Consider the following 25952-nt stretch of genomic DNA (forward strand, 5'->3'; position numbering starts at 1 on the left):
CGATCATGGTTTCCCTGGGGGTGCTCGAACCGGAGGGGGTGCTCGAGCCGGACACGACACCCCGTGGTCGATCAATCTTTGCGAAACGGGCTGTCATGCACCCCGGTTCCCCACGACGCGAGGGAACATCAGGTCAGGGTGCCGTGCCGCCACCGGTACCAGCGGCGGGCGGGACCAGCTCACGCCGCAGCTGAGCGACCTCGGCACGCCAGCGCCGCACCGCGGCTTCCTTGATCTCCGCATAGCCCTTGACCACCTGGACGGACTCGGCGGCCTGGACCAGCGTCTCGTAGGAGACACCGGACCCGGCCGGCACCGGCCGCACAAGCTCGGTGATCAGCGCCTCGTACTCGGCGATCACCGCGCGCTCGGTGCGGCGGTCGGGGTCGTAGCCGAAGACGTCGAAGGGCGTCCCGCGCAGCCGCTTCATCGCCCGCAGGCCGTGGAAGGCGACGGCGTAGGGCCGGCCCATCGGGAGCTTCCTCGACACGCCCAGCCGGCGCAGCGCGGGTGGATGGAGGTGGTAGGTCACCTTGTACGGGCCGTCGATGCCGAGGCCACGCGCGACCTCGTCGTAGTCCGTCTTCAGGTGCAGCCGGGCGACCTCGTACTCGTCCTTGTAGGTCAGGATCCGGTGCCAGGACTCGGCGACCGCCCGGGTGAGCTCCCATCCGCTGGCCTCGTCGTCCCGCGCGGACGCCTGCTCGACCAGGCCGAGGAAGCGCCGCGCCAGAGAGTCACCCGAGTAGTCGATCACCTGGGCGGCCCGGCGGACCAGCAGGTCACGCAGCGCCGGGGGCAGCGGGCGCGCGGCGACGAGCGCCGCCGCGCGGGTCAGCGCCGCCGGTGACGGGTCGGTCAGGCTGGGCCGCCGAACCGTCGCCGGCCGAGCGCCGATGGTCTCGCCGGCCGCGGACCCGGCACCCGCCGAACCCGGGCCCGCGGACCCGGCACTCACCGAACCCGGGCCCGCCGAACTCAGACCCGCCGAACTCAGGCCCGCCGCGCCGGTGCCGGTGGCCTCGACGGGCCCGCCGAGGCTGGCCTCGACGGCCGCCGGGTCGTGCGCGGCCCAGCGGCCCCACTCGAAGGCCTCCCGGTTCTTCGCCGCGGCCTTACCCTGCCGGCGCATCGCGTTCTCGACGTCGTCCAGCGTGAACGGCAGCCCGCCGAGCTGGAAGGCGGCGCCGAGCAGGACGACGTTGCCGAGGAGCTGGTCGGCGAACACCTGCTCGGCGATCTGCCGCCCGGCGATGAAGGCGACCCGCTCGGGGCCGACCCGGTCGGTGATCACCCTGCGCAGATCCTCGTCGGCGGGCGCGGTCGCGCCGCCCTGGAGCATCGACGTGGTCGGGATCAGCTCGGTCTCGACGACCGCCACGGTGTGCCCGGGGCGGACCCGTTCCAGCTGGGGCCCGCCGGCGGCCTGCAGGATGTCGCCGGAGAGGTACAGGTCGGCCCCGCCGGGGCCGACCGTCGCCGAGCCGATCTCGGCCCTGGTCGCCGCCAGGTGCAGGTGGGAGACCACGGCCCCGGCCTTCTGCGACAGGCCGGTCTGGTCCACGCCGCCGACGACGAGCCCGGCCGACTCGGCCGCGGCCGCGAGGATCCGACTGGCGGTGATGATGCCCGTCCCGCCGATGCCGGTGACGTAGATGCCGTACTGGCCGTCGACACCCGGGTTGGCGGGCGCCGGCAGGGTGCCGGCGGGCAGGGTCGGCCGCGCCGACTCGCCCGTCCCGGCGGACGCACCCGCGGCCTGCTCGGCGCTCGCCCTGCGGGCCCGGCGCTTCGCCGGGGACCTCGTCCACGGCCAGGTCCGCGACCGGGGCTGCACGGTGACGAAGGACGGGCAGTCGCCGTCCAGGCAGGTGTAGTCGCGGTTGCAGGACAGGTCGTCGATGCGCCGCTTCACGCCGAGCTCGGTCTCCACCGGGAGCACCGACAGGCAGTTGCTCTTGGTGCCGCAGTCGCCGCACCCCTCGCAGACGGCCTCGTTGATGACGACCCGCCGGGGCGGCTCGGGCAGCAGCCCGCGCCTGCGCAGCCGCCGCGACTCCGCCGCGCAACGCTGGTCGTAGATGATCACGCTGACGCCGGCCACGCCCCGCAGTTCCTCCTGCACCTCCGGGAGGTGGTCCCGCCCGAGCACCCTGACGCCCGGCGCCCAGCGGGCGCGGCGGCCGTAGCGCTTCGGGTCCTCGGCGCACACCACGACGCGGCGCACGCCCTCGGCCTCCAGCGCCCGGGTCATCGCCGGGACGTCCATCAGGCCGACGACGTCCTGGCCGCCCGTCATCGCGACCGCGGTGTTGTACAGGATCTTGAACGTGACGGCGACGCCGGCGGCGACGCTCGCCCGGATCGCCAGGATGCCGGAGTGGCTCAGCGTGCCGTCGCCGAGGTTCTGGATGAGGTGCGGCTCGTCGACGAACGGCGCCAGCCCGATCCAGGGCACGCCCTCGGCGCCCATCGGGGTGGGCGGCAGGCTGGTCATGCCCTGGTGCCGGGTCTCGAAGTACATGATCCCGTGACACCCGACGCCACCGCCGACGAGCGCACCGTCCGGGAAGATCGTCGAGCGGTTGTGCGGGCAGCCGCTACAGAAGCCCGGCGGCCGGGACGGCAGCGCGAGCAGCGGCAGCGACGTCCGCCGCGGTTCGTCGCGCCGGCCGGCGGCGAGCGCCGGGCGGACCCGGGTCAGCGCCTTGCCGACCGCGGCCGGGTCCAGCTCGCCGACCGTCGACAGCAGCGCGCGCCCGTCCAGGTCCTTCTTGCCCGCGACGGGCACCATGATCCCCGCCTGGTGCAGGATCGACCGCAGCTGCGTCTCGATGAACGGCCGCTTCTCCTCGACGACGAGGATCTCCTCGACCGACCGGGCGAACTCGACGACGGTGCTCTCGACCACCGGGTACGTCATCGCGAGCTTGAGCACGCGGACGCCGGCGGCGGCGAGGTCGGCGGGGCGGACACCGAGATCGGAGAACGCCTGGACCACGTCGAAGTACGTCTTGCCGGCGCACACGATGCCCAGCGGCGCGCCCGCCTGCGCGCCGACCACCCGGTCGAGGCCGTTGTGCCGGACGTAGGCCTGCGCGGCGCGCAGCCGGTGGTCGACGACGAGCGCCTCCTGGCCGGGCACCGCGTGCGGGCCGACCTTGGCCTGCGGCCGGTGCCGCCACGGCAGGCCCTCGACCAGGATGTCCTCGGGGTCCTCCGGCGTGTGCCGGTCGAGGTCGAGGTCGACGCTGCCGATGCCGTCCGCCACCGCGGTGACGATCTTCATCCCGACCCAGGAGCCGCAGTACCGGGACATCCGATAGGCGTGCACGCCCAGGTCGAGGACCTCCTGCTGGTCACCGGGGAACAGCACCGGGACGCAGGCGTCCTCGAACGTGTACTGGCTGTCGCAGGGCAGGGTGGACGACTTGGCGGTCGGGTCGTCGCCGCAGAACATGACGACGCCGCCGTTCGGGCCGGCGCCCATCGCGTTGGCGTGCCGCAGGACATCCCCGCACCGGTCGAGCCCCGGGGTCTTGCCGTACCAGGCACCGACGACGCCGTCGACGCCGGCGTAGCCGTTGACGGCGCCCATCTGGCTGCCCCACACGACGGCCGCGCCGAGCTCCTCGTTCAGCCCCGGCCGGTGCAGGATGCGGTGCTCGGCCAGCTGGTCGCCGAGCCTGTCCAGAGTCAGGTCGAACGTGCCCAGGGGCGAGCCCGGGTAGCCCGACACCATCGTCCCGGTGGTCAGGCCGTCCTTGGCATCCAGCCGCTCGCGCACGACGAGCAGGCGCGCCAGGGTCTCCACTCCGGAGAGCAGCGCCGCCGCGGCCGGGGCGGGCACCGGGGCCCCGGCCGCGGGCGGATCAGCGGCGGGCGGGCCGTCCAGCGGGGGCGCCTCGATCACGTCGCCGGACGCCGCCCGCTCGCCGGTAGCCCCGATCACGGGAACATCCGCGGGTTGACGTAGGCGAACTGCCCGCCCTTGACGACCGCGCGGCGGCGGTCGGGGTCCTGCAGCACGGTGATGTCGGCGAGCGGGTCGCCGTCGACGATCAGCAGGTCGGCGAGGTAGCCCGCGCGGATCTGGCCGACGTCCAGGCCTACCAGCGGACCCATGTTCCGGGTCGCGGTGTTGATCGCCTCCTGTGGCGACATGTGGACCAGCTCCACGTAACGCTGCAGCTCAGCCGCGTAGGTGCCGTGCCTGGTCCACTGGTGGCCGAAGTCGCCGCCGGCCAGGATGCGGATGCCCGCCTCGCGCAGCATGCCGATGCCCTCGACCTGGGCGCGGAACTCCTTCTCGTAGCCCGACCGCTCGATCTTCTCCGGGGTGACGCCCCAGGGTTCGGCGTGGCCGCTGACCATCGCGTAGAGGTAGTGCAGGCCGGGACACACCCAGACGTCGTCGCGGCGGGCCTCGAGCTCGTGCACCGCCTTGTCGTCGAGGAAGCAGGCGTGGTGGATGACCCGGACCCCGTTGCGCGCCGCCATCGCGACGCTGTCCGACCCGCGGGCGTGAACCGTGATGAACGCCCCGTACCGGTCGGCCTCGGCTACGGCCGCGGACAGCATCTCGTCGTTCATGTAAAGGTCGTCGGAGGGGTACTCGGGGACGATGCCGTCCCCGGAGACGAACAGTTTCAGCGCCCTGACGCCGGTGTCGCACTGGCGGGAGACGACCTCGCGGATGTCCCGGGCGTCGGAGACGACCGAGGTCATCCCGGTGTCCGCGCTGATCGCGCCCCGCTCGGTGATCATCGTGCCGCTCGGGATGACCCGCGGGCCGGGGATGAGGCCCCGCTCGATCGCGTCCCTGGTGCGCACGTCGTCGAGCGGCTGGGAGACCCCGGCCCCGATGATCAGCGTGTAGCCGCTCTCCAGGAACGTCCGGGCCACGGCGGCGACGTCGAGCGCGTGCGGCGCGGCCGGCGCGTTGGCGACGGAGACGTGGTCGAAGACGAAGTCGAGCGGCCAGCTCATGTGCACGTGCGCGTCAGCCAGGCCGGGTAAGACGGCCGCCCCGTGCAGGTCGACGACGCGGGCCGAGCCGGAGTCGACCTCGATCCGCCCCGCCCGCACCTGCGCGATCCGGTCGCCCTCGATCAGGATGTCGCCGTCGGCGATGACGTCCTGCCCGGAGTCGGCGTTGGTCCCGGCGCTGGTCCCGGCACTGGGACCGCCGCCGGGTGCGGTGGGCGCGGCCCGCGGAGTCGGCGCGGAGCAGGTGAGTATCTTCGCGTTCCTGATCAGAGTGCGCTCGGCCATGTTCGCGTTCCCTCCCGACACGTCGGCGGTGAGTCCGCCGACCCCGGCGGCTTCCCCGTTCCGAGGGTCACCCGCCGCCGGCCCCCAGCGCCACCTTCGGACGGCGCCCTCCGACGACCGCTAGATGATCACGGTCCGGGTGCCCTCGGCACGGTCGAGCAGTGCGATGCCCTCGTTGATGTCGTCCAGCCGGATCCGGTTGGACACCATGCCGCCGAGGTCGAGCCGGCCGGTCTCGGCCAGCCGGATGAACCTGGGCATGTCGCGCAGGATCTGGGCGCCGCCCACCACGGAACCGGCGAGACGCTTGCCGGAGAAGATCGCCGAGATGGCCGGCAGGGTCAGGGTCGCGGTCGTGGTCGGCATACCGACCAGCGTGACCGCCCCCTGCTTACGGGCCATGTCGAAGGCCTGCACCATCAGGTTGGGCAGGCCGACGACCTCGAAGCTGAAGTCCACCCCGCGCCCCTCGGTCAGCGCGCGCACCTGCTCGACCGGGTCGGCCTCCGCCGGGTCGACCACATGGGTCGCGCCGGCCCGCAGGCTGGCCTCGCGGCGGGCGGGCACGAGGTCGATGCCGATGATGGTGGCCGCGCCGGAGATGCGCGCGCCCTGGATCACCGACTGCCCGACCCCGCCACAGCCGATCACCGCGACGGACGAGCCGGGCGTCACGCCGGCGGTGATGAGCGCCGCGCCGAGCCCGGTGGTCACCCCGCAGCCGAGCAGCGCCAGTTCCTCGTCGGCCAGGTCGGTGTTGGTCGGCACGACCGAGGCCTCGTCGACCACCATCGCCTCGGCGAACGTGCCGCAGCCGCACACGGCGGCCGCCGTGCGGCCGTCGGCCAGTCTGAACCGCGGCGCCGCCTTGACCGGCCCGCCGAGCTCGCAGTGGTTCGACATGCCGTTGACGCACCACCAGCAGGTGCCGCAGGCCGGCGACACGGCGGCGAGCACCCGCTGGCCCACCTTCACCCGGCGGACCTCGGAGCCCACCTCCTCGACCACACCGCATGCCTCGTGACCGGGAACGATCGGAAGCGGCAGCGGCGAGTGCCCGTTGATGACGTGGAGGTCGGTGTGGCAGATACCGCTCGCGGCGATGCGCACGAGCACATCCCGCGGGCCCACGGCGGGCTGGTCGAGATCCTCGACGACCAGCGGCTTCTCGGCCTCGTACGCGACAGCGACCCGCACTGGCGAACCTCCCATCAGCACCGCCGACCCAGGGACCGTGAGGGGGGCCGCGCGCAACGCCGAGGGTATTTCAGTAACCGCTCACTCCACAAGAGGTCCACCAGCAGCTCTGTTCTGCATTGCGATCAGCCCCGCACGAGGCAGGTAAGTATGTGAGCACCCTGTTAGCATGGCGCCCTACGGATCCGTCCCATGGCGTGCCGAGCCCGGCGCGACGACGTCGATCGTGAGGTTTTCGTGGGATCGTTGGATGGCCGCGTAGCAATCGTCACCGGCGCCAGTCGCGGTATCGGGTCGCGCATTGCCGCGCGCCTGGCCGCGGAAGGAGCGGCGGTCGCTCTGGTCGCGCGCACGGTCGACCCCGGTACTTCCCGGCTGCCAGGCTCGATCACCGAAGTGATCGAGAACATCAAGGCCGGCGGCGGTCACGCCGTCGCCATTCCCGCCGATCTCACCGCGCCCGACGACGTCGAGACGATCATCGAACGTGCGGAGGCAGCCGTCGGCCCGGCGGACATTCTGGTCAACAACGCCGGGGTCAATTTCTACGGACCCGCGCTCGACATCCCGCCGCGCCGTTACGGGCTGATGTTCCAGATGATGGTCCACACCCCGTTCCGGCTCTGCCAGCTCGTGGTTCCCGGGATGGTCGGCCGCGGGCAGGGCTGGATCGTGAACATCACGTCCAAGCAGGCCCGGCACCCGATCGGCCCGCCCTACCCGGAGTGGGCCAGCGACGGGTGCGTCCCCTACGGCATGTGCAAGGCCGCGCTGGACCGCCTGACCACCGGCCTGGCCGCGGAGCTCGAGGGCACCGGGGTGGCCGTGAACGCACTCGGGACGTCCGGGCTGGTCATGACGCCCGGTGTCGCCGCCGTCTCGCCGCACACTCCGGACAACGCCCCGGTGGAACCGGACGAGGCCATGGCCGACGCGGCCCTGCTGCTGTGCAGCGGGAACCCCGCGGAGCTGACCGGGCGGATCACCTACAGCATGGAATACCTTGGCAGGCCGTTCCCGGACGGGCCGTGGGCCCTGTCCGCCACGTTCTGACCAGCGACCACAACCTGATCAGAGAACACCACTGATCAGAGAGCACCACCACGCTTTCCGACCGGTCCGGCGGCAGGGCTGCCGCCGGACCACGAGTGAAGGAGAACCCGTGCGTATCGAGGTCGACCCGGACCGGTGCGAGGGGCACGCTCGCTGCTGGGACATCAGCCCCAGCGTCTTCGAGCTGGACGAGCAGGGCCACGGGACGGTCATCCTGCCGGAGGTCCCGGCGGAGCTGGCCGAGCAGGCGGCGGACGCCGCCCGCAACTGCCCGGAGCGTGCGATCACCGTCAGCGACTGAGGTCGCCAGACCGGAGATGCCCGCCGGCACGTGATGTGCCGGCGGGCTTCTTCGGGTCTGCGCGGACCGCGGTCCCGGCCGGGTCCGCCTCAGCTGGCGTCGAGCGTCCCCATCAGCAGATGGGTGTCCTGCTGGAAGACACGGATCTCGCGGACCAGTCCGCCCGTCACCGTGAACAGCTCGACCACGTCCACCGTCGCCGAACGGCCGGTGGACTTCGCCGTCCAGGTCTGGGTGGTCTGCTGGACGACCAGCTCACCGCACCCGACGATCCTGGGTGGGCTGATGACGCGACTCCAGTACCTGCCGAACTCGGCGCCCATCCGCTGCGCGCCGGCGTGGCCCTCGTACCAGCCGCCGTGCGGCAGGGACGCCGGCTGCTGCATCCGGATCTCCGGGTCGAACAGCGCGAACGCGCCGTCCATGTCCGCGGAGAGGAACCGCCGCGCCAGCTCCTCGACGAGCGCGGCGGAGTCCCCGGGGTCGAACTCCGGCTCGGTCACCTTCTCCTCGGTCGCCTTGTCCTCGGCGCCCACGTCACTTCCCAGCCGGGGCGGACTCGCCGGCCTGCGCGGCCCTGCGCTCCCGGTACGCCTGGATCGTCTCGGTGAAACCGTGGTGCAGGTGCTGCGGAGCCGGCTCGTTACGCCCGAACACCACCGTGTCGACGATCCCGGCCCGGATGCCGGGCTCCGTGCGGCCGGCGACCCAGAAGTCCTCACCGTCCACCACCGTCTCGCAGATCCACGGCGCCATGTCGACGGCCTTGGCCCGCTCCTCGGGGGACAGCCCGGGACGCAGGTAGACCGAGTGCAGGACCCGCGATGTGGTGCTGTCGACGGGCAGGATCTGCCACAGCTCGACGTGCCGGCTGTCGAAAGTCAGGCAGGTGTTGGGGAACAGCGAGTACTGCGGGCTGAAGTGCTGCGTGACGTCGCCCCACTCGCTCTCCGGGGTGTCCCGCAGCGCGTCGATGGAACGCAGTGCCGAGGCGTTGCGCAGGTGCCGCCCGAGCGGGTCGAAGGTCAGCACCCCGCCATAGGCGTAGGTGCGCAGCGTCTTCCGGTGCAGATAGTTGAAGTGGTAGTTCTCCCGGAAGGTGTCGAGGGTGACCTTCCAGTTCGCGACGACCTCGTGCGGGTGCGGCTCGCTGTGCTGCTCCCAGTTGGCGAAGTCCAGCATCTCGAGCTCGCCCGCGAGCTCCGGGCCGAGGTAGTCGTCGATGTCGAGCGGCTGGCCGGGGCGCAGCCGCCCGACGATGAGCCCGTAGCCCTCGGCGACCGGGAGCTCGACGAGGCCCTTGTCCTCCAGGCACATCCCCTCGAAGTACTCCGACGAGGGCACCCCGACCAGCCTGCCCTCGTTGTCGTAGCTCCAGGAGTGGAACGGACAGCTGAACCGCGCGGCCTTGCCCGCGCCGTCGACGAGCCGCACGCCGCGGTGGCGGCAGACGTTCGTCAGCGCCCGGACCTGGCCCCTGGCGTCCCTGGTCAGCAGGATCGGCGTCCCGAGGATGTCGACGGTCCGGTAGGAGTCCGGCCCGACGAGAGCGCCCGAAAGGCCCAGCACGAGCGGCTGGTCGAGGAAGAGCGCCTCGACCTCCTCGCGGTAGTGCTCGGCCGAGTAGATGTCCGTGGACACCTCGAGGACCGACTCGGCCTGGTCGGTGGTCCGGTTCTCGATGTGCTCGATCAGCCGGCGCACCAGCTCGTGGTCAAAAGCCTCTCTGTCCACGGTCACTCCCATCGTTCTGAAAGATTCTCCGCGGGTGCTGAATCCCGTGACCGGAACGAGGCCGCGGTCGTGATGATTCCTGCCGATGCCGCCTGCCGGTGCCGCCAGCCGGCGACTCCCGTCCGGGAGACGCCGACCGAGCTCACAGCGTGATGGTCGCCGGGTCAGCAGGCGTGAAGTTGTAGACGCGGGCCGCGTTCCCGATCGTGATCTTGTGCTGGACCTCGTCGGAAAGGTGCCCGAGCCAGCCGCCGGCCAGCTTCACGGTGTCCGGCCAGGTGGAGTCCGAGTGCGGGTAGTCGCACTCGAGCATCACATTGTCCTCACCGATGATGTCGAGCAGGCGGACGCCGGCCTGGTCCTCGATGAAGGTGCCGAAAACGTGGTCGGCGAAGAGCTGGCGAATGTTGGTGTCGAGGTTGAACTTCGCCTCGCCCTTGGCCTCACCGCGCTCGTGGGAGGCGTTCATGTCGATATCGAACCGCGACGCCCAGAACCGCTGCTTGTCGATGACCTGCTCAGCCCGCTCCAGGAAGTACGGAATCCAGCCGATCGAGCCCTCGGAAAGAGCGATCTTGAGGTTCGGGAACCGGTCGAAAATGCCACTGAACAGCCAGTCCAGCAACGTGCCGGCCTGGTTCGCCGCCGCCGAGTAGGCCATGAAGGCCAGCGTCGGCATGTCCGGCGAGGTGCGGATCAGGTTGGACGACGACCCGACGTGCATCGAGATCACGTAGCCGGTCTCGTTGCAGGCCTCGAACATCGGCTCCCAGAAGTCGGTGTGGATCGACGGGAGACCGAGCTTGGTCGGATTCTCCGAGAAGGCGATCGACCGGCCGCCGCGGGCCGCCGTCCGCCGGATCTCGGCCGCCGCGGCCACCGGGTCCCACAGCGGAATGATCATCATGGGGATGAAGCGGCCGGGGTAGGCCGCGCCGAACTCCTCCAGGATGAAGTCGTTCCACGCCTGGACGCAGAGCAGCCCGAGCTCCTTGTCCTTGGCCTCGTGGAAGACCTGGCCGCAGTACCGCGGGAACGACGGGAACAGGATCGACGACAGCACGTTGCCCTGGTTCATGTCGGCCACCCGGGCCGCGGGCTCGTAGCAGCCGGGGCGCATGTCGTCGTACGAGATCGGCTCCGGCGAGAACTCCTCGCGCGTCTTGCCCGCCACGGCGTTCAGGCCGGTGGTGACGATCTGGCGGTCCTCGTAGACCCAGAACTCCGACTTCCCGTCCCGCACGATGCGGGGCCCGGTGTCGCGCCAGCGCTGCGGCAGGCGCTCCTGCCACAGCCGCGCCGGCTCGATGAGGTGGTCGTCGACCGAAATGAACCAGCTGAACGACACAAGTCCTCCCTGACTTCGGCGCAAGAAAGCGAACGCTCACGTATATGGTAGCTCAGTGCGCGGCCGGAGCACCAGTGAAGCCGCCGGGCTGGTCGACGAACGGTCCGCTACCTGCGCCAACGCCGCGGGCGGGCACGGCGGCGAGCCCGGCCGGCGCGGGGACCAGCCCGCCGGCCGGGCCGCCAGGCCCGCCAGTCCGCCTACTCGGTGAGCGGTCTACTCGGTGAGCGGGTCGTCCGCCGACTCGGCGAACCGCGCGGCGAGACGGGCACGGTGCGCGGCGGGCGCGCCGAACAGCGCCCGGCCCAGCAGCGCCCGCTTGAGGTAGACGTGGACGCCGCCCTCCCAGGTGTACCCGATGCCGCCGTGAAGCTGCATGGCCCGACCGGCGACGTCGACGGCCGCGACACAGACGTAGGACTTCGCCCGCGACACGGCCACCCCGGCCTGCGGGTCGTCGGACGCCACCGCGGCCACCCCCGCCGCCAGCAGCTCCCGGCCCACCGAGATCCGCACGAACATGTCGGCGCAGGCGTGCTTCACCGCCTGGAACGACCCGATCGGACGTCCGAACTGCCGCCGGGTGCCGGCGTAGTCGACGGTGGCCTCGAGCATCGCCTCGGCCAGGCCGAGGCAGTCGCAGGCCACGGCCAGCGCCGCGCGGTCCAGCAGGCGACGGACGGACTCCTGCGGATCCGTTCCGAACTGCCACACTGACCCGGCGTCGACCACCGCGCCGTCCACGGTGACAATGCCCAGGCTGCGGGTCTCGTCGACGACCGGCTGCCCGGTGACGGTGACCCCGGGGCCGTCCGGGCGGACCCGCACCACGACGGGCACGCCCGCCGGGTCGAGGGCCACCAGGAGCAGCTGGTCGGCCTCGGCCGCGTCGAGCACGAAGCCGGCGACGCCGTCGACCCGCACCCCCCCTCCGGCATCGGGTACGTCGCCGGGCGTCGCCGGGCGGACGTGGAACGGGATGGTGACGTCGTCACCGGCCGGCAGCGCGACGGCGAGGCGCTGCTCGCCGGCGGCCACCGCGGCCAGCAGTTCGTCCCGGCCGGCGCCGGGCTCGAGCAGGCGCAGCGCGCCGACCCCGAGCACGGCCGAGCCGAGGTAACCGCTGCTGGCTGCGGCCCGGCCGATCTCGTGCAGCACGACCGCGACCTCGGCGAAGGTCGCGCCGGCGCCGTCGAGCTCCTCGGGCACCTCCAGCCCCAGCCAGCCCGAGCCGGCCAGCAGCGACCAGTCGACCGGGACGGGCGCCTCGTCGTCGCCGGTGCGCCCGGTGGTCTTGCGGAGCATGTCGCGCGCCACGTCACGCAGCTCGCGGTGCAGCTCACGCAGGTCGTCAACATCCTGCGGCGTGCCCGCCGCGCCCGCGGTGCCCGGACCGGCGCTCATGCCGGCACCACCGGCTCACGGGGCAGGCCGAGCCCGCGCTCACCGATGATCGTGCGCTGGATCTCGCTCGTGCCGCCGGGGATCGTCCACTCCCAGGAACCGATGAAGTCCAGCACCCAGGCCCCCGACTCCCAGCCGCTGGACGCCGGCTTGCGCAGCTCGGTATGCGCCGGCAGCCCGGCGACCTCGACCGCGAAGTCCATCGTCCGCTGGAGCAGCTCGCTGTAGTAGAGCTTGACGACCGAGGCGTCGGCCGGGCCGGCGGTGCCGGCCTCGTGCCGCTCGACCAGCCCCAGGCACAGCGCCCGCAGGCCGACGATCTCGGTCTCCAGCTCGGCGAGGCGATCCTGCACCCGGGGATCGTCCACGAGCCGACCCCCGCCGGGTGCCGGCCCCCGGCACGCCTCGACCAGCCAGCGGAACCCGGCGTTGCCCAGCCGTTCGGCCAGTTCGAGCATCGTCATCCCCCGCTCGGCGCTGAGCGTCGCCTGGGCCACCTGCCAGCCCTGGTTCACCGGGCCGACCAGGTTCTCGGCCGGGATCACCACCCCGTTGAGGAAGATCTCGCAGAAGTGCGACTCGCCGGCCGCGTTGCGCACCGGACGGACGTCCAGCCCGGGTGAGCGCATGTCCATCAGGAAGTAGGAGATCCCGCGCCGCTTGGGCGCGGCGGGATCGGTGCGGGCCAGCAGCAGGCACCAGTCGGCGTGCGCGGCGCCGCTGGCCCACAGCTTCTGCCCGTCGACGACGAAGCCGTCGCCCTCACGGCGCGCGGTGGTGCGCAGGCCGGCCAGGTCGGATCCGGCCTCGGGCTCGGAGAAGCCCTGCACCCAGATCTCGCCGTCGAGGATCGCGGGCAGGTGCCGCGCCCGTTGCTCGTCGGTGCCCGCGACGAGCAGCGTCGAGGCGGCGTGGTGGATGGAGACGAAGCCGAGCACCAGCCGCGGCGCGTCGTGGGCCGCCAGCTCCTGGTAGAGCACCACCTGCTGGGCGGCCGGCATGCCGCCGCCCCACTCGGCGGGCCAGTGCGGGACGGCGTAGCCGCCCGTGCGCAGCTCCTGGAACCAGGCCTGCTGGAAGGCCACGAACTCGGCGTCGCCGGCGAGCGTCTGCGCGCGCCGCCAGTCGGCCGGCACGTGCTCCCGGCACCAGCGGCGGACCTCGGCGCGGAACTCCGCCAGGTCCTCGGTGGACGTGGTCATCGCGGCTGTCCCTCCTCACCGGAGACCGCGCCGAGACCCGCTTCGGAACCCGCGCCGGCACGGGCCGCGGCTCCCACGGCTCCCGCGGGCCCGGCGAACGGGCCGGACAGGCCCGCCCGGCCGATCCGGCGGGTCAGGTGGTCACGGGTGGCCGACAGGCTGAGCGGATGGCGGCGCACGGGCTGGCTGTAGCGGGAGATCCACGACAGCGTGGTCTCGTCGCAGAAGCCCATCGCGCCGTGCAGCTGATGGGTCACCCGGAACACCAGGTCGGCCGCCTCCAGGGCGGCGAGCCGCAGCGCGAGCGCGTCCTCGACGGCGTCATCGTGGCCGGTCTGGATGCTCCACAGCGCGAACTTGGCCAGCTCCTCGACCCCGACCCGCTCGACCTCCGCGTCGGTCAGCTGGAACTGCACGCCCTGGAACCGGGCGAGCGGCTGGCCGAACTGCTGGCGGGCGAGGACGTGCGCCCGGGTCAGGTCGAGCGCCCGGTCGAGCATGCCGAGCAGCGTCCAGCACGGCAGCACCAGCGCGAGCGCGGCATCCGCACGGCCGTCGTCAGTGTCGCCGTCGGTGCCCTCCTCGGTGCCGGTCCCAGTGCCGGTGCCGGCGGACGTCAAAGCCGGCTCGGGGTCGAGCTCGGCGATGAACGCGCCGTAGCGGGGCCCCTCCGCCGGCGGGCGGGCGGTGGCCACGCCGCGGCGCCCGTCCAGGGTGACCGTCGACCAGCGCTGGCCGACCCCGGCGCCCGCGGCCGCCGGGGTCGGGCCGGTGCCGACGCCGGCTCCGGTCCCGGCGGCGAGGACCAGGCCGGCCGTGGAGCCGTCCGCCGGCCGGCACAGCCGCTCGGCCAGCGGGTAGGGCAGCGCCCACCAGCCGGCGGCCCGGCACAGCGCGGCCGCGGCCTCCAGTTCGTCGCCGCCGGCACGCGGGTCGAGCTCCCAGGCGCCGATCTCGTCCAGCAGCGGCTCGATCAGGCCGGCCCGCTTCTCCGGCTCCCGCTCGGCGGCCTGGACGAGCTCGTCGCCGCCGGCCGCCTCGAAGGCGCGCAGGGCCGTCCGGCCGTACTCGGCGGCCTCGTCGCTCAGCTCGGTGTTCATGCCCGTGCTCGTGGCCGCGCCCAGGACGGCGGTCATGACGCCGCCAGCAGGGCGCGCGCCATCAGGATCCGCTGCATCTCCACGCTGCCCGAGGCCACGGTGGCCGACACCGAGTAGCGCCGGTGGTCGGCGACCGCGCGGCGGAACCGGCGGCCCGCCTCGTCGGGCAGGGACGCCTCGGCGACGATGTCCATGAGCACCTCCGCGCTCTCCTGGTCCAGCCGGGTCACCGCGATCCGGTAGGCGGCCGAGTCGTCGGGCCTGATCCGGCCGCTGGCCTGCAGTGCCACGACGCGGTAGGCGAGCAGCCGGGCCCGGCGGGCGTGCACGAGCATCCGGGCCCAGCGGCCGCGCAGCTCCTCGGGGAGCTTCTCCCACTGGTCACCGAGGGCGGCGGGAGCCTCGTGCAGCAGCCGCTCGACCCGGGCGTAGCGGGCGATACCCACCCGCTCGAAGGCCAGCACCTCCTGGACGAGCGACCAGCCCTCGTCCACGGTGCCGAGGACGTCCGCCTCGGTCACCCGCAGCTCGTCGAAGAACACCTCGTTGAGATGGTGCGGGCCGATCATGCTGGCGATGGGACGGACCTCGATCGCCGGGTCGGACATCGGCACCAGGAAGACGGTGAGGCCCTGCTGGCGGCGGGCACCCTTGGACGTCCGGGCCAGCAGGAAGCACCACTGCGCCATCGTGGCGTAGGAGGTCCAGACCTTCTGGCCGGTGACCCGCCAGCCGTCGCCGTCGCGGCGGGCGGTGGTGCGCAGGGAGGCGAGGTCGGAGCCCGCCTCGGGCTCGCTGAAGCCCTGGCACCAGATGACCTCTCCGCGGGAGATCGGAGGCAGGTGGCGGGCCTGCTGCTCGGCCGTGCCGTGCCGCATGATCGTCGGGCCGACCCAGTTGACGCCCATGTACTGCGCGCCGCGCGGCTCGTGCAGGGCCCACATCTCCTCGCGGACGGCCATCTGCTCCCACGGCGACGACTCGCGCCCGCCGAACTCGCGGGGCCAGGCCATGCACAGCAGGCCGCGCTCCGCGAGGGTCCGGCAGAACGCCTGGGCGACCTCGAGGTCAGCGGGGTCGGCGGTGAAGGCACCGAGGAAGTCGGGTGGCACGTGCTCGCGGACCAGCTGACGAAGCTCCCGGCGCAGGGTCGCCACGCCCTCGCCCATCTCGTACTCCATGGACCGGAAAAGTAGTCCGAATCGCGTCAACCTTCAATACTTATAAGGATAACGAGCGGTATGCTCGCGGGGTGTCGATCAGCCGCCGCGGGCGCGTCTCGCAGGTTCGGATCGCCGAGACCGTTGCCGCGGCCCTGCGCGCGCGCATCCTCGCCGGCGACGGGACGGACGGATACCAGCTCCCGACCCAGGACCAGCTCGTCCAGGAGTTCGGGGTGAGCTATCCGTCCGTGCGGGAGGCCATCCGGATCTTGGAGACCGAGGGCCTGGTCACCGTGCGGCGCGGCAAGGTCGGCGGCGCCGAGGTGCACCGCCCCGACGAGGCGTCCGCCGCCTACCATCTCGGGCTCGCGCTGCAGGCCGGCCGGGTCACGCTGGGCGACCTGGCCACCGGGCTGCAGACCTTCGAGCCGCTGTGCGCCGCACAGTGCGCGGCGGCGCCGGACCGGCACGAGCGGATCGTCCCCGTGCTGCGGGCGAACGTCGAGGCCACGGCCGGGTTCGTGGGCACCGGCAGCGCGTTCACGCACGCCGCCCGCGAGTTCCACGAACTCGTCGTCGCGCTCACCCCGAACGCCACGATCCGCCACATCGTGAGCAGCCTGGTGGCGCTGTGGTCCGCCCAGGAGCAGGCCTGGGCGGAGTCGGCCGCCAGCAGGGGCGCGTACCCCGCCGAAGTCGAGGCCGAGCAGGTCGTCCGTACGCACCGGCGGATCCTCACCGAGATCACGGCCGGCCGCGCGCCGGCGGCCGAGCGCATCACCCGCGCCCACCTCACCGCCTCACAGGCCTACCTCCTCGACCGGTTCGACGACAGCGTGGTCACCGTCACCGACGCGAGATCCCGGCAGACGGACGCCGTCCCGAACCCCATCTGGCGCGTCTAGCCCGGGCGGTACGGCGCGCCCGGGCCAGCACGTCGAGCGTGGGCGGTCAGCGGGCCGTCCAGCCGCCGTCCACCGCGATGGTCTGGCCGGTCACGTACCGGCCCGCGTCGCTGACCAGCCACAGGACGGCGCCGAGGAAATCCTCCACCCGGCCGTCGCCGGGCAGTGGGGTGTTCCGCCGCAGCCAGTTCTGGCCACTCTCGGTGTCGTAGAGGCTGTCGGTGATCTCGCTGCGGAAAAAGCCCGGGGCGATGGTGTTCACCCGGATCTCGTGCCGCGCCCACTGGACGGCCAGCTCGGCGGTGAGCCCGGACAGCCCCGCCTTGCTGGCCGCGTACGACGCCTGCGGGATGCCGGGGATGCCGACGATGCCGCTGATCGACGAGATGTTGACCACCGCGCCCCGCCCGGCCGCCTTCATGTGCGGGAACACCGCCTGGCTGAGCCGGAGCGGAGCCACCAGATTCAGCGCCAGGGTCCGGTTGATGGCGTCGATCGGCTCGCTCTCGGCGCGTTCCTCGGTGAGACGGGCCCCGGCGGCGTTCACCAGGATCTCCGGGCCACCGAGCTCGGCGGCGACCTGCGGCACCACGGCGTCGACCTGCGCGGGGTCGAGCAGGTCGGCGCCGACGGCCAGGCCGCCCAGCTCGTCAGCGAGCGCGAGGAGCCGGTCGCGGCGGCGCGCCACCACGGCCACCCGGGCGCCGGCGGCGGCCAGCGCGCGCGCGATGCCCGCGCCCAGGCCGGACGACGCCCCGGTCACCACCGCGACCCGGTCTTTGAGGGTGAACAAGTCGAACAACCCGAACTGGTCGGGAACCGCTGTCATGCGGTCACGATCCGTCCCGGACGCTCCTCGGTCAACTCATCGCCCTCGATCAGGACACGGCCGTTGACGAGGGTGTAGTCGTAGCCCCGCGCCCGCTGGACGAACCGGTTCGCGCCGTGCGGGAAGTCCGCGAGCATTTCGGGGGTGTCCAGGTCGAGGCGATCCAGATCGATCACGTTGACGTCGGCGAAGGCGCCGGGCGTGAGGATGCCCCGGTCGGCGAGGCCGAACAGCTCGGCCCCCTCGGCGCTCAGCTTGCGCACCGCCGTGCCGACGTCCAACAGGCCCTTGTCGCGCACCCAGTGCCGCAGCAGGAAGGTGGGCTGGCCCGCGTCCATGGTGAGGGCCACGTGCGCGCCGGCGTCCCCGACCCCGACGACGACGTCCGGGTTGGTGATCATCGCGGCGACGGCGTCGAGGTCCTGGTTGAGCACCGGGTAGTAGAGCAGCCCGCGGCCGTCGGTCTCCAGGGTGCAGGCGAGGAACGCCGCCGCCGGGCTGACCCCGCGGCGAGCCGCCTCGGCCGCCAGGCTGTTACCCGGGTCGACGTCGTACCGCGCCGGGCCGGGCGGGAGCAGGTACAGCTTCGACGGGTCCTTCGGCGCCAGCGGGCCCGACAGCTCGACCGGGTTCTCCGCCTCCTCGACCAGTGCGCGGCGCACCTCGGCGTCGCGGAGCGCCGCCAGCCGCTCCGCCCACGGCTGCTCCATGAACTTCGCCCAGCCCGGCAGCGCGTCGTAGGGGGTGCGACCGACGAGCCCGTAGAGGATGCCGCTGCCCCGGGCCGCGGTCTGCGGACGCAGGTCGGCGCCGCGGCCGCGGGCGGCGGCCACCTCGTCCATCACCCAGGACCACAGGCCGGGCCGGCGGTCGCTCTGCATGATCGCGAAGGTGAGCGGGCGGCCCGAGGCGCGGCTCACCTCCTCCATCCAGGCCAGCTCGGCGACGGAGTTCTGCCGCTCCGGTCCGTCCCGCTCGCCGATGCGGGGGACGACCTCGATCGTGCCGCGCCCGCGCGAGGCGAGGGCCCCGGCGATCGCGGCGAGCTCCGCCTGCAGGGCGTAGGTGCCCGGGACGGCGCGGCCGTCCGGCACGGTGTGCATGAAGCTGCGGGACGTCGAGAAGCCGAGGGCGCCGCCGTCGATCGCCTCGCCGACGACCGCCGCCATCTTCGCGATGTCCTCGTCGGTGGCGGGGGCCTCGTCCAGGCCACGTGGGCCCATGACGTAGTAGCGCAGCGCGCAGTGGCCGATCATGCCGCCGACGTTGACGCCGAGCTGCCGGCGGCCGAGCGCCTTCAGGTAGTCGCCGTAGCTCTCCCAGCTCCAGTCGATCCCGTCCATGATCGTGTCGGCCGGGATGTCCTCGACGGACTCCATCATCTCGGCGAGGTAACGCTGCTCGCCGGGCCGCACGGGCGCGAACGTGACGCCGCAGTTGCCCAGGACGATGCTGGTCACGCCGTGCCACGAGGACGGGCTGGCCACCGGGTCCCAGAAGAGCTGCGCGTCGAGGTGGGTGTGGATGTCGACGAATCCCGGGGTCACCAGGCGCCCGCGGGCGTCGATCCGACGGCGGCCGGGTTCGCTCACCTCACCGACCGCGGTGATGCGCTCCCCGTCGATCGCCACGTCCGCGCGACGGGGCGGCGAACCCGTCCCGTCGACCACCTCGCCGCCATAGATCACGATGTCGTGCATGGCATCCGTTCCTCCGGTCCGCCGGACGGGCGGTCGACTGATGAGTAAGCCCTCATTCATCAAAAATGCTAGGGAGGCTGGCTGTGTCCCGTCAAGCGGCACGGACGCCGCTCGTGGATCGCCGGAGCCGGGCACCCGCCGCCGACGACCCGCAGCCCGTATGATCTACGACCGCCGAGCTGTGCCCGCCAGGCGGTGGCACGGACAACAATGCCACGGACGGCAGTGACGCACATGACACCGAAATCGCGAGGACGCGGCGTTTCTCGGCGCCGGCGATTCACCCAGCTGAAGTAGTGTACGTTCATTCACTAGCTGTGGTACTAGGCGCGCCGGGAGGAACCATGGCCGAGCAGGTAGCCCACTCCCCCGACGCCGCCGGGTCACAACGGCCTCGGCGGCTCACCGCCGAGGCCCGCAAGCGCTCGATCCTCAAGGCCGCCCGCCAGGCCTTCATCGAGACGGGCGACATGAACGGCACGACCATCAAGGCGATCGCCGAGCGTGGCGGAATCAGCGAAGGCGTGATCTACCGCCATTTCGAGAGCAAGGACCAGCTCTTCTACGAGGCCGTGGTCGAGCCGCTGCGCGAGGCCGTGGACGAGCTCGTCGCCGCGACCGAGGTCGTCGATCTCGAGGAGCCGCTGACCCCCGAGCGGCAGCTGCAGACGATGAACGGCCTCTACCGCCAGCTCATCTCCACCCTGGAGGAAGTCCTCCCGCTGCTGGGCCTGGTGCTCTTCGGCGATCCGAAGGTCGGCCGGCGGTTCTACCGCAAGCACTTCGCGGTCGCGATGGACCGGCTCGCCGATGCCTGGCGTGATGTCGAGGACCGTTACGGATTCGAGTTCGAGTCGCCTGACCTCTCCGCCCGCGCGGTGATGGGCATCGCCCTCGTCCTGGCCATGGAGAGCCGCCACAACGATCTGTTCAACCGCGATCGGGCGGTCGCCCTGATCAGCGAGAGCACGATCAAGGGCTTCTTCCCGGTCATCGAGCCCTCCCGCCGCCGCCGCTGACCCCACCCGGCCGCTGACCCCACCCGGCCGATCGCCCCACCTCCCAGCTGACGCCTGCGCCCGCTGCGGTGTCAGCGCCGAAGTGAGCTGTGTGTGCGATCAAGAGGATGGCTGAGTCAACTCGCTTCACTCGCCGGCCCCCGAGCGCCGGCCTCCGAGCGCCGGCGGACGGTCGGATGCCGGCCGGCCGGCCGCGCCAGCCCGGAATACCTGTGAGGGCCTGTGAGGGCACGGCCACCCCGGCTCGTCGAATCGCCCTGGCCAGCGCCTGGCCCGACGATCTGGCACGTTGGTAGCAAGTAAGCACTCACATGGTTGATAAGGTCAACGACCAGCGCGGACCACACCAACGAAGATCAACTAAAGCTAGCGAGCACTCGCTCATGGTGTTAGGCTCCGCCGAGAGTCACCCCCAGGGAGGCACTGTGCGTGACCGGCTGATGTACAGGGATGCGTTCTATATCAACGGCACCTGGGCCGCGCCGGCCGGCTCCGGGACTCTGAACGTGATGTCGCCCTCGACCGAAGAGATCGTGGGCGCGTTACCCGAAGCCACCCGCGAGGACATGGACAGAGCGGTCCGCGCCGCGCGCGACGCCTTCGAGAACGGCCCCTGGCCCCGGATGTCCGCGGCCGAGCGAGCCGACGTCCTGGCCCGGGCCGCCGAGGCCCTGCGCAAGCACGAAGCCGAGATCGCCCAGGTCACCACCGACGAGATGGGCTGCGCGACCAGCCAGGCCAAGGCCGCCCAGACCGGCCTGGTCGCCCCCGTCTTCGAGTACTACAGCGAGCTGGCCCGCAGCTACGAGTTCGAGCGGACCGTGGTGGCTGGTGACCGCGGCGCCCTGGTGACGCAGGAACCGGTCGGCGTGGTCGCCGCGATCGTTCCCTGGAACGCGCCGGTCACGCTGGCCGCGTGGAAGGCCGCTCCGGCGCTGGCCGCCGGCTGCACGGTCGTCCTCAAGCCGGCACCCGAGGCCCCGCTGAGCAACTTCATCCTCGCCGACGCGATGGACGAGGCGGGTGTGCCGCCCGGCGTGGTCAACGTCGTCCCCGGCGGCCGCGAGGTCGGCGAGTACCTGGTCACCCACCCGGACGTCGCCAAGGTCGCGTTCACCGGGTCGACGGCGGCCGGCCAGCGGATCATGAGCCTGTGCGGCGAGGCCGTCCGGCGGGTCTCCCTCGAGCTGGGCGGCAAGTCGGCCTCGATCCTGGTCGACGACGCCGACTTCGACACCGTCGTCCCGACTGTCGTGCGCGGCGGCATGCACCTCTCCGGCCAGGTCTGCGGTGCGCACACCCGCGTCCTGGTGCCGCGCTCGCGCTACGAGAAGGTGCTCGAGATCGCCGCCGCGGCCGCCGTGGGCGTCTCGGTCGGCGACCCGCACGACCCCTCCGTCTTCGTCGGCCCCCTGGTCGCCGAGCGGCAGCGGACGCGGGTCGAGGGTTACATCGATGGCGCGGTGCGCGACGGCGCCCGCGTGGTCGCCGGCGGCGTCCGCCCGGAGCACCTGCCGCGGGGCTGGTATGTCGCGCCGACCATCATCGGCGACGTCGACAACAACATGCGGATCGCCCGGGAGGAGATCTTCGGGCCGGTCCTCTGCTTCCTCCCCTACGACGACCTCGACGACGCCGTCCGCATCGCGAACGACTCCCAGTACGGGCTGTCCGGCGGTGTGTGGTCGGCCGACCCGGCACGCGGCGTGGAGGTCGCCCGGCGCATCCGCACCGGCAGCGTGGCCGTCAACGGCGCCTATCCGCCGTTTCCGCTGGTGCCCTTCGGTGGGTTCAAGCAGTCCGGTCTCGGCCGTGAGCTCGGCCCCGAGGGCCTGGCCGGCTTCCTGGAGACCCGCAGCATCGGTCTTCCCGCCGCGCTCGTGGCAGCGTCCCAGCCGACCCCGTGACACCGGGTGCGGGCCGCCGGGGGTGCCGCCGTCGGCGGGGCCTCCGGCGGGCCGCCCCGACAGGTCCGGGAAACGTCTCATGCCGGGAGAGCACGGCTTAGCATCCACTTCGTCCGGGATGCCAACGCTTTCCGCCGCGGAGAACCATCCCGGGCAGCCGCCAACGACACCGGGAGGATCTCGTGCCGAAGGGCATTCTGGTCGTGCAGACCCGTCCCGTCTCCGCCGAGCGCGAGGACGAGTACAACAAGTGGTATTCCGAGGAGCACGTGCCCGACATCCTCAAGATCCCCGGATTTGTGGGCGCGCGCCGCTACCGGGTTCACGACACCGGCGACGTGACGGCCGATCCGGCGACGCCCGAGTACATCACCATCTACGAGATCGAGGCTGACGACCTCGCCACGCCGCTGCAGGCACTGCGGACCAGCTCCAACGAGGGTCGCGTCCGGCGCAGCACCTCCCTGCAGACCGACCCGCCGCCGTTGCGGACCTTCTACGAGCTCATCGACTAGCCGTAAAGAGGAGAACCGGTGTCGACACTCACGCCCCCCGACGCGGTGGCGCTCCCGTTCCTCGACGGCGGGCCGCGGCAGCTGCTGATCGGCGGCGAATGGACTGACGCGGCCTCCGGCCGGACCTTTCCCAGCATCAACCCGTCCACCGGCGAGACGCTGACCGAACTGGCCGAGGGCGGCGCCGAGGACGTCGACCGGGCCGTCGCCGCGGCCCGCGCGGCCTTCGAGGGCCCGTGGCGGCGCATGCTCCCCAGTGAGCGGCAGGACCTGATCTGGGCGTTCGCGGACGCGGTCACGGCCCACCAGGAGGAGCTGAAGCTGCTCGAGGCGCTCGACATGGGCGCGCCGATCGGGCGCCGCCGCCCCGGGACGAAGCCGGGCTCGTCCTGGGAGGCCGGCGTCCTGCGCTACTTCGCCGGCTGGGTTACCAAGATCCACGGGGAGACCATCCCCAACTCGATCCCGCGCCAGGTCCTCAGCTACACGCTCAAGGAGCCGATCGGGGTGGTAGCCGCGATCGTGCCCTGGAACCGGCCGGTCAGCAACGCCGTCTGGAAGATCGCGCCCGTGCTGGCGGCGGGGTGCACGATGGTGCTCAAGCCCGCCGAGGAGGCCAGCCTCGCCGCGCTGCGGCTCGGTGAGCTGCTCACCGAGGTCGGGATCCCGCCCGGCGTGGTGAACATCGTGACCGGCCCCGGGGAGACGGCCGGCGCGGCCCTGTCCGAGCACCCGGACGTCGACAAGGTGGCCTTCACCGGGTCCACGACGACCGGGCAGCACATCGTGCGGGCGGCGGCCGGCAACCTGAAGCGGGTCTCCCTGGAGCTGGGCGGCAAGTCGCCCGATGTGGTCTTCGCCGACGCGGACCTGGATCGGGCGGTGCCCGGCGCGGCGATGGCGGTGTTCACGAACTCCGGCCAGATCTGCTGCGCGGGAACCCGCATCTTCGTCGAGCGGTCGATCCACGACGAGTTCGTCGAGCGGATCGCCACGTTCGCCGCGAACCTGCAGGTCGGCAACAGCCTCGACCCGAAGACCAGAATCGGGCCGCTGGTCTCGGCCGAGCAGCTCGAGCGCGTCGTCGGCTACCTCGACCTCTCCAGGGAGGAGGGCGCGCGGGCCGCCGCCGGCGGTGCCCGCATCGAGACCGACGACCTGGCCCGGGGGTACTTCGTCGCGCCGACCGTCCTCACCGACGTGCACGACGAGATGCGGGTGGTCCGGGAGGAGATCTTCGGTCCCGTCGCCTGCGTGCTGCCCTTCGACTCGATCGAAGAGGTGACGGCCCGCTCCAACGACACCCAGTTCGGCCTGGCCGGCGGGGTGTGGACCAGGGACGTCGGCAAGGCCCACCGGCTGGCGCGCGACCTGCGGGCCGGAACGGTGTGGGTGAACAACTTCAACCTCATGGACCCTGCCGTCCCCTTCGGCGGATACAAGACCAGCGGCTGGGGCCGAGAAATGGGACACCAGGCCCTCGACGAGTACCTCAACGTCAAGTCGGTCTGGATCGACATGGCCTGATCCGGGCGGCCGGGTGCGGGCGCCTACGGAAACGACACAACCACCCGTGAACGTCTCGGAGAAAATGATGAACCAGATGCCCACGCCTGCCGCCGCCGCTCCGATGCCCGACGAATGGTGCCTGAAGGATTTCGACCACCTCTCCACTGACCTCGCGGCCGTCTTTCCCGAGACGATGGACCGGATGCGGACCTTATGCCCGGTCACGCACACCGGGCAGCACGGCGGCTTCTGGGTGGTGACGAAGTACGGGGACGTCCTCGACGTCGCCCAGGACTGGGAGTCGTTCAGCTCCGCCTACGGCCTGGCGATCCCGCCGAGCACGACGCACGTCCGCAACATCCCGGTGGAGGTCGACCCGCCGGAGCAGCGCGTCTACAAGAAGCTGGTGAACTCGCACTTCACGCCGAAGGCGATCGCGGGCTGGGAGGCCCCGGCCCGCGCGCTCGTCACCGACCTGATCGACGAGTTCATCGAGCGCGGCGAGTGCGAGTTCATGGACGACTTCGCCCGCCCGTTCCCGAGCCTGTCGTTCTTCAAGTTCGCGTTGGACGCCCCCACCGAGGATCTCGACAAAGTCTCCTTCCTCGCGTCCAAGGCCTCCTTGCCCAACGATCCGCTGGGTAAGGAGTGCTGGGCCGGGCTCTCCGAGTGGATCAACGGCTTCATCGAGCAGCGGCGGCAGCGCCCGCCCCGCGGTGACGTCGTCGACGCCCTGCTCAAGGCGGAGTTCGAGGGCCGCCCGCTGACCCAGAAGGAGATCGTCGGCATCGTCCAGCTCGTCATCCTGGGCGGGCTCGAGACGACGGCCGGAGCGCTCGGTCTGATGCTGCTGCGCTTCAGCCGGCAGCCGGAGATCCCCGCCTACCTGCGCGCGCACCCCGAGCGGATTCCCGCCGGGGTGGAGGAGCTGCTGCGGCTCGACGGGCCGTTCATCGCGATCGCCCGGACCGCCACCCGGGACATCGAGCTCAACGGCAGGCAGATCAGCAAGGGCGACCGGGTCCTCATCTACTGGGCCTCCGCCAACCACGACGACGCCGAGTTCCCGAACCCGAAGACCTTCGACATCGACCGCTCGCCGAACCGCCATCTCGCGTTCGGCGCCGGGCCGCACCGCTGCCTCGGCTCGAACGTCGCCCGGCTGAACATGCGGATCGCCCTCGAGGAGCTGCTTCGGCGGATGGACGACATCCGCCTCCGCGAGGATGCCGACATCCACTTCCACTCGACCCTCACCCGGGCGCCCCTGCACCTCCCCATCACCTTCACCCCCGGCCCCCGTTCCGCGCCGGTCGGTTGATCAGGGACGCGCGCTCGGCACGGTATCCCGGACGGGTTCGCTGCCGGGGCCTGTCCGCTGCGCCGTGCCGATCGACGCGGGGCTCGGGCGACCCAGCATTACGAGGGCGACCACGGCCGCGATCAGGGTGAGCACCGCGGCTACCAGCAGGCACAGGTGCAGGCCGTCGAGAAAGGAGTCTCCCAGCGCGGTCATGACCCGGGCGTCGTGGGCGCCACAAGCGGGCGCGACAACCTGATGGCCATCGCGATCTGTCGCGGCGTCGAGGATTTCTAGGACTACCTGACATCCCGCCTGGCGCGGATCCCGGGCATCCACACCTACGCGGTCAGCATCAGAGTCCAGCGACTGAAGCAGGCCGCGTCGGTGATCGCGCGCGGTCGACTCGTTCCCGCCGCGGGTGTCCTCGGTCGTTCGGTGCGCGGCGATCCCCTGGGCGATCTGATCGACCCGCCGGTAGCAGGCGGTCGC

General features: G+C 72.0%; 20 protein-coding genes and 1 pseudogene. 8 read left to right on the forward strand and 13 right to left on the reverse strand.

The window, feature by feature from the left end; genetic code table 11:
- Positions 1-133 precede the first annotated feature (133 nt).
- From MXD62_RS11185 to MXD62_RS11195, 3 genes are all read right to left on the reverse strand, one after another.
- Positions 134-3952: an indolepyruvate ferredoxin oxidoreductase family protein gene (locus MXD62_RS11185; RefSeq protein WP_248829226.1), complete on the reverse strand. Its 3819-nt coding sequence runs from the start codon at positions 3950-3952 to the stop codon at positions 134-136.
- A complete protein-coding gene (locus MXD62_RS11190) occupies positions 3949-5274 on the reverse strand; it encodes an amidohydrolase family protein (RefSeq protein ID WP_248829227.1) in 1326 nt (441 codons plus the stop codon). The genes MXD62_RS11185 and MXD62_RS11190 overlap by 4 nt, the downstream gene beginning before the upstream one ends.
- A gap of 120 nt (positions 5275-5394) precedes the next feature.
- Positions 5395-6471: a Zn-dependent alcohol dehydrogenase gene (locus tag MXD62_RS11195; RefSeq protein WP_248829228.1), complete on the reverse strand. Its 1077-nt coding sequence runs from the start codon at positions 6469-6471 to the stop codon at positions 5395-5397.
- A 237-nt stretch (positions 6472-6708) separates the two neighbouring features.
- Here MXD62_RS11195 and MXD62_RS11200 point away from each other — a divergent pair, with 237 nt between their 5' ends.
- On the forward strand, positions 6709-7524 hold the full coding sequence (locus MXD62_RS11200) for an SDR family NAD(P)-dependent oxidoreductase (RefSeq protein WP_248829229.1): 816 nt from the start codon (positions 6709-6711) through the stop codon (positions 7522-7524).
- 109 nt (positions 7525-7633) lie between these two features.
- Positions 7634-7825 (forward strand): ferredoxin, encoded by a 192-nt coding sequence (locus tag MXD62_RS11205; RefSeq protein WP_020464245.1) that lies wholly within the window; start codon positions 7634-7636, stop codon positions 7823-7825.
- Between the two features lie 89 nt (positions 7826-7914).
- Here the strand turns inward: MXD62_RS11205 and MXD62_RS11210 are convergent, their stop codons facing one another.
- From MXD62_RS11210 to MXD62_RS11240, 7 genes are all read right to left on the reverse strand, one after another.
- Positions 7915-8328 (reverse strand): nuclear transport factor 2 family protein, encoded by a 414-nt coding sequence (locus MXD62_RS11210; protein ID WP_368862393.1) that lies wholly within the window; start codon positions 8326-8328, stop codon positions 7915-7917.
- A gap of 34 nt (positions 8329-8362) precedes the next feature.
- Positions 8363-9559, reverse strand: coding sequence for an SRPBCC family protein (locus MXD62_RS11215; RefSeq protein WP_248829247.1), 1197 nt, complete (start codon positions 9557-9559; stop codon positions 8363-8365).
- A gap of 142 nt (positions 9560-9701) precedes the next feature.
- Positions 9702-10907, reverse strand: a complete 1206-nt coding sequence (locus MXD62_RS11220) for an amidohydrolase family protein (RefSeq protein WP_020464248.1) — start codon at positions 10905-10907, stop codon at positions 9702-9704.
- Positions 10908-11123: 216 nt separating this feature from the next.
- The gene (locus tag MXD62_RS11225) at positions 11124-12311 is read right to left on the reverse strand and encodes an acyl-CoA dehydrogenase family protein (RefSeq protein WP_248829231.1); all 1188 of its coding nucleotides are present in this window, start codon (positions 12309-12311) and stop codon (positions 11124-11126) included.
- Positions 12308-13513 (reverse strand): acyl-CoA dehydrogenase family protein, encoded by a 1206-nt coding sequence (locus MXD62_RS11230; protein ID WP_248829232.1) that lies wholly within the window; start codon positions 13511-13513, stop codon positions 12308-12310. The genes MXD62_RS11225 and MXD62_RS11230 overlap by 4 nt, the downstream gene beginning before the upstream one ends.
- A complete protein-coding gene (locus MXD62_RS11235) occupies positions 13510-14649 on the reverse strand; it encodes an acyl-CoA dehydrogenase family protein (RefSeq protein ID WP_248829233.1) in 1140 nt (379 codons plus the stop codon). The genes MXD62_RS11230 and MXD62_RS11235 overlap by 4 nt, the downstream gene beginning before the upstream one ends.
- Positions 14646-15794: an acyl-CoA dehydrogenase family protein gene (locus MXD62_RS11240; RefSeq protein WP_041255109.1), complete on the reverse strand. Its 1149-nt coding sequence runs from the start codon at positions 15792-15794 to the stop codon at positions 14646-14648. Before MXD62_RS11240 ends, MXD62_RS11235 begins: the two co-directional genes overlap by 4 nt.
- Positions 15795-15865: 71 nt before the next feature.
- On the opposite strand from MXD62_RS11240, the gene MXD62_RS11245 reads away from it, so the two are divergent.
- Complete coding sequence (locus MXD62_RS11245) at positions 15866-16681, forward strand: FadR/GntR family transcriptional regulator (RefSeq protein WP_071067133.1); 816 nt, start codon at positions 15866-15868, stop codon at positions 16679-16681.
- Positions 16682-16727: 46 nt separating this feature from the next.
- Here MXD62_RS11245 and MXD62_RS11250 read toward each other — a convergent pair whose 3' ends face one another.
- Both MXD62_RS11250 and MXD62_RS11255 read right to left on the reverse strand, forming a co-directional pair.
- Positions 16728-17510, reverse strand: coding sequence for an SDR family oxidoreductase (locus tag MXD62_RS11250; protein ID WP_248829235.1), 783 nt, complete (start codon positions 17508-17510; stop codon positions 16728-16730).
- Positions 17507-19210, reverse strand: coding sequence for an amidohydrolase family protein (locus MXD62_RS11255; protein ID WP_248829236.1), 1704 nt, complete (start codon positions 19208-19210; stop codon positions 17507-17509). The genes MXD62_RS11250 and MXD62_RS11255 overlap by 4 nt, the downstream gene beginning before the upstream one ends.
- 344 nt (positions 19211-19554) lie before the next feature.
- Here MXD62_RS11255 and MXD62_RS11260 point away from each other — a divergent pair, with 344 nt between their 5' ends.
- From MXD62_RS11260 to MXD62_RS11280, 5 genes are all read left to right on the forward strand, one after another.
- Complete coding sequence (locus MXD62_RS11260; protein ID WP_248829237.1) at positions 19555-20229, forward strand: TetR/AcrR family transcriptional regulator; 675 nt, start codon at positions 19555-19557, stop codon at positions 20227-20229.
- A gap of 425 nt (positions 20230-20654) precedes the next feature.
- The gene (locus MXD62_RS11265) at positions 20655-22136 is read left to right on the forward strand and encodes an aldehyde dehydrogenase (protein ID WP_248829238.1); all 1482 of its coding nucleotides are present in this window, start codon (positions 20655-20657) and stop codon (positions 22134-22136) included.
- Positions 22137-22318: 182 nt separating this feature from the next.
- Positions 22319-22651: a DUF4286 family protein gene (locus MXD62_RS11270; protein ID WP_248829239.1), complete on the forward strand. Its 333-nt coding sequence runs from the start codon at positions 22319-22321 to the stop codon at positions 22649-22651.
- 18 nt (positions 22652-22669) lie between these two features.
- A complete protein-coding gene (locus MXD62_RS11275) occupies positions 22670-24178 on the forward strand; it encodes an aldehyde dehydrogenase family protein (RefSeq protein WP_248829240.1) in 1509 nt (502 codons plus the stop codon).
- A 67-nt stretch (positions 24179-24245) separates the two neighbouring features.
- Positions 24246-25481, forward strand: a complete 1236-nt coding sequence (locus MXD62_RS11280; RefSeq protein WP_248829248.1) for a cytochrome P450 — start codon at positions 24246-24248, stop codon at positions 25479-25481.
- Here the strand turns inward: MXD62_RS11280 and MXD62_RS11285 are convergent.
- A pseudogene (locus MXD62_RS11285) lies at positions 25482-25952 on the reverse strand (hypothetical protein); the annotation flags it as partial. It abuts the gene before it with no gap.

Origin of the sequence: Frankia sp. Mgl5, from assembly GCF_023242985.1 — a bacterium.
Classification (GTDB): domain Bacteria; phylum Actinomycetota; class Actinomycetes; order Frankiales; family Frankiaceae; genus Parafrankia; species Parafrankia soli.

Coding starts and splice junctions, on each gene's coding strand:
- MXD62_RS11235 (WP_248829233.1), bottom strand. CDS start 14,649: ATGACCGCCGTCCTGGGCGCGGCCACGAGCACGGGCATGAACACCGAG.
- MXD62_RS11255 (WP_248829236.1), bottom strand. CDS start 19,210: ATGCACGACATCGTGATCTATGGCGGCGAGGTGGTCGACGGGACGGGT.
- MXD62_RS11260 (WP_248829237.1), top strand. CDS start 19,555: ATGGCCGAGCAGGTAGCCCACTCCCCCGACGCCGCCGGGTCACAACGG.
- MXD62_RS11230 (WP_248829232.1), bottom strand. CDS start 13,513: ATGACCACGTCCACCGAGGACCTGGCGGAGTTCCGCGCCGAGGTCCGC.
- MXD62_RS11190 (WP_248829227.1), bottom strand. CDS start 5,274: ATGGCCGAGCGCACTCTGATCAGGAACGCGAAGATACTCACCTGCTCC.
- MXD62_RS11240 (WP_041255109.1), bottom strand. CDS start 15,794: ATGGAGTACGAGATGGGCGAGGGCGTGGCGACCCTGCGCCGGGAGCTT.
- MXD62_RS11280 (WP_248829248.1), top strand. CDS start 24,246: ATGAACCAGATGCCCACGCCTGCCGCCGCCGCTCCGATGCCCGACGAA.
- MXD62_RS11225 (WP_248829231.1), bottom strand. CDS start 12,311: ATGAGCGCCGGTCCGGGCACCGCGGGCGCGGCGGGCACGCCGCAGGAT.
- MXD62_RS11250 (WP_248829235.1), bottom strand. CDS start 17,510: ATGACAGCGGTTCCCGACCAGTTCGGGTTGTTCGACTTGTTCACCCTC.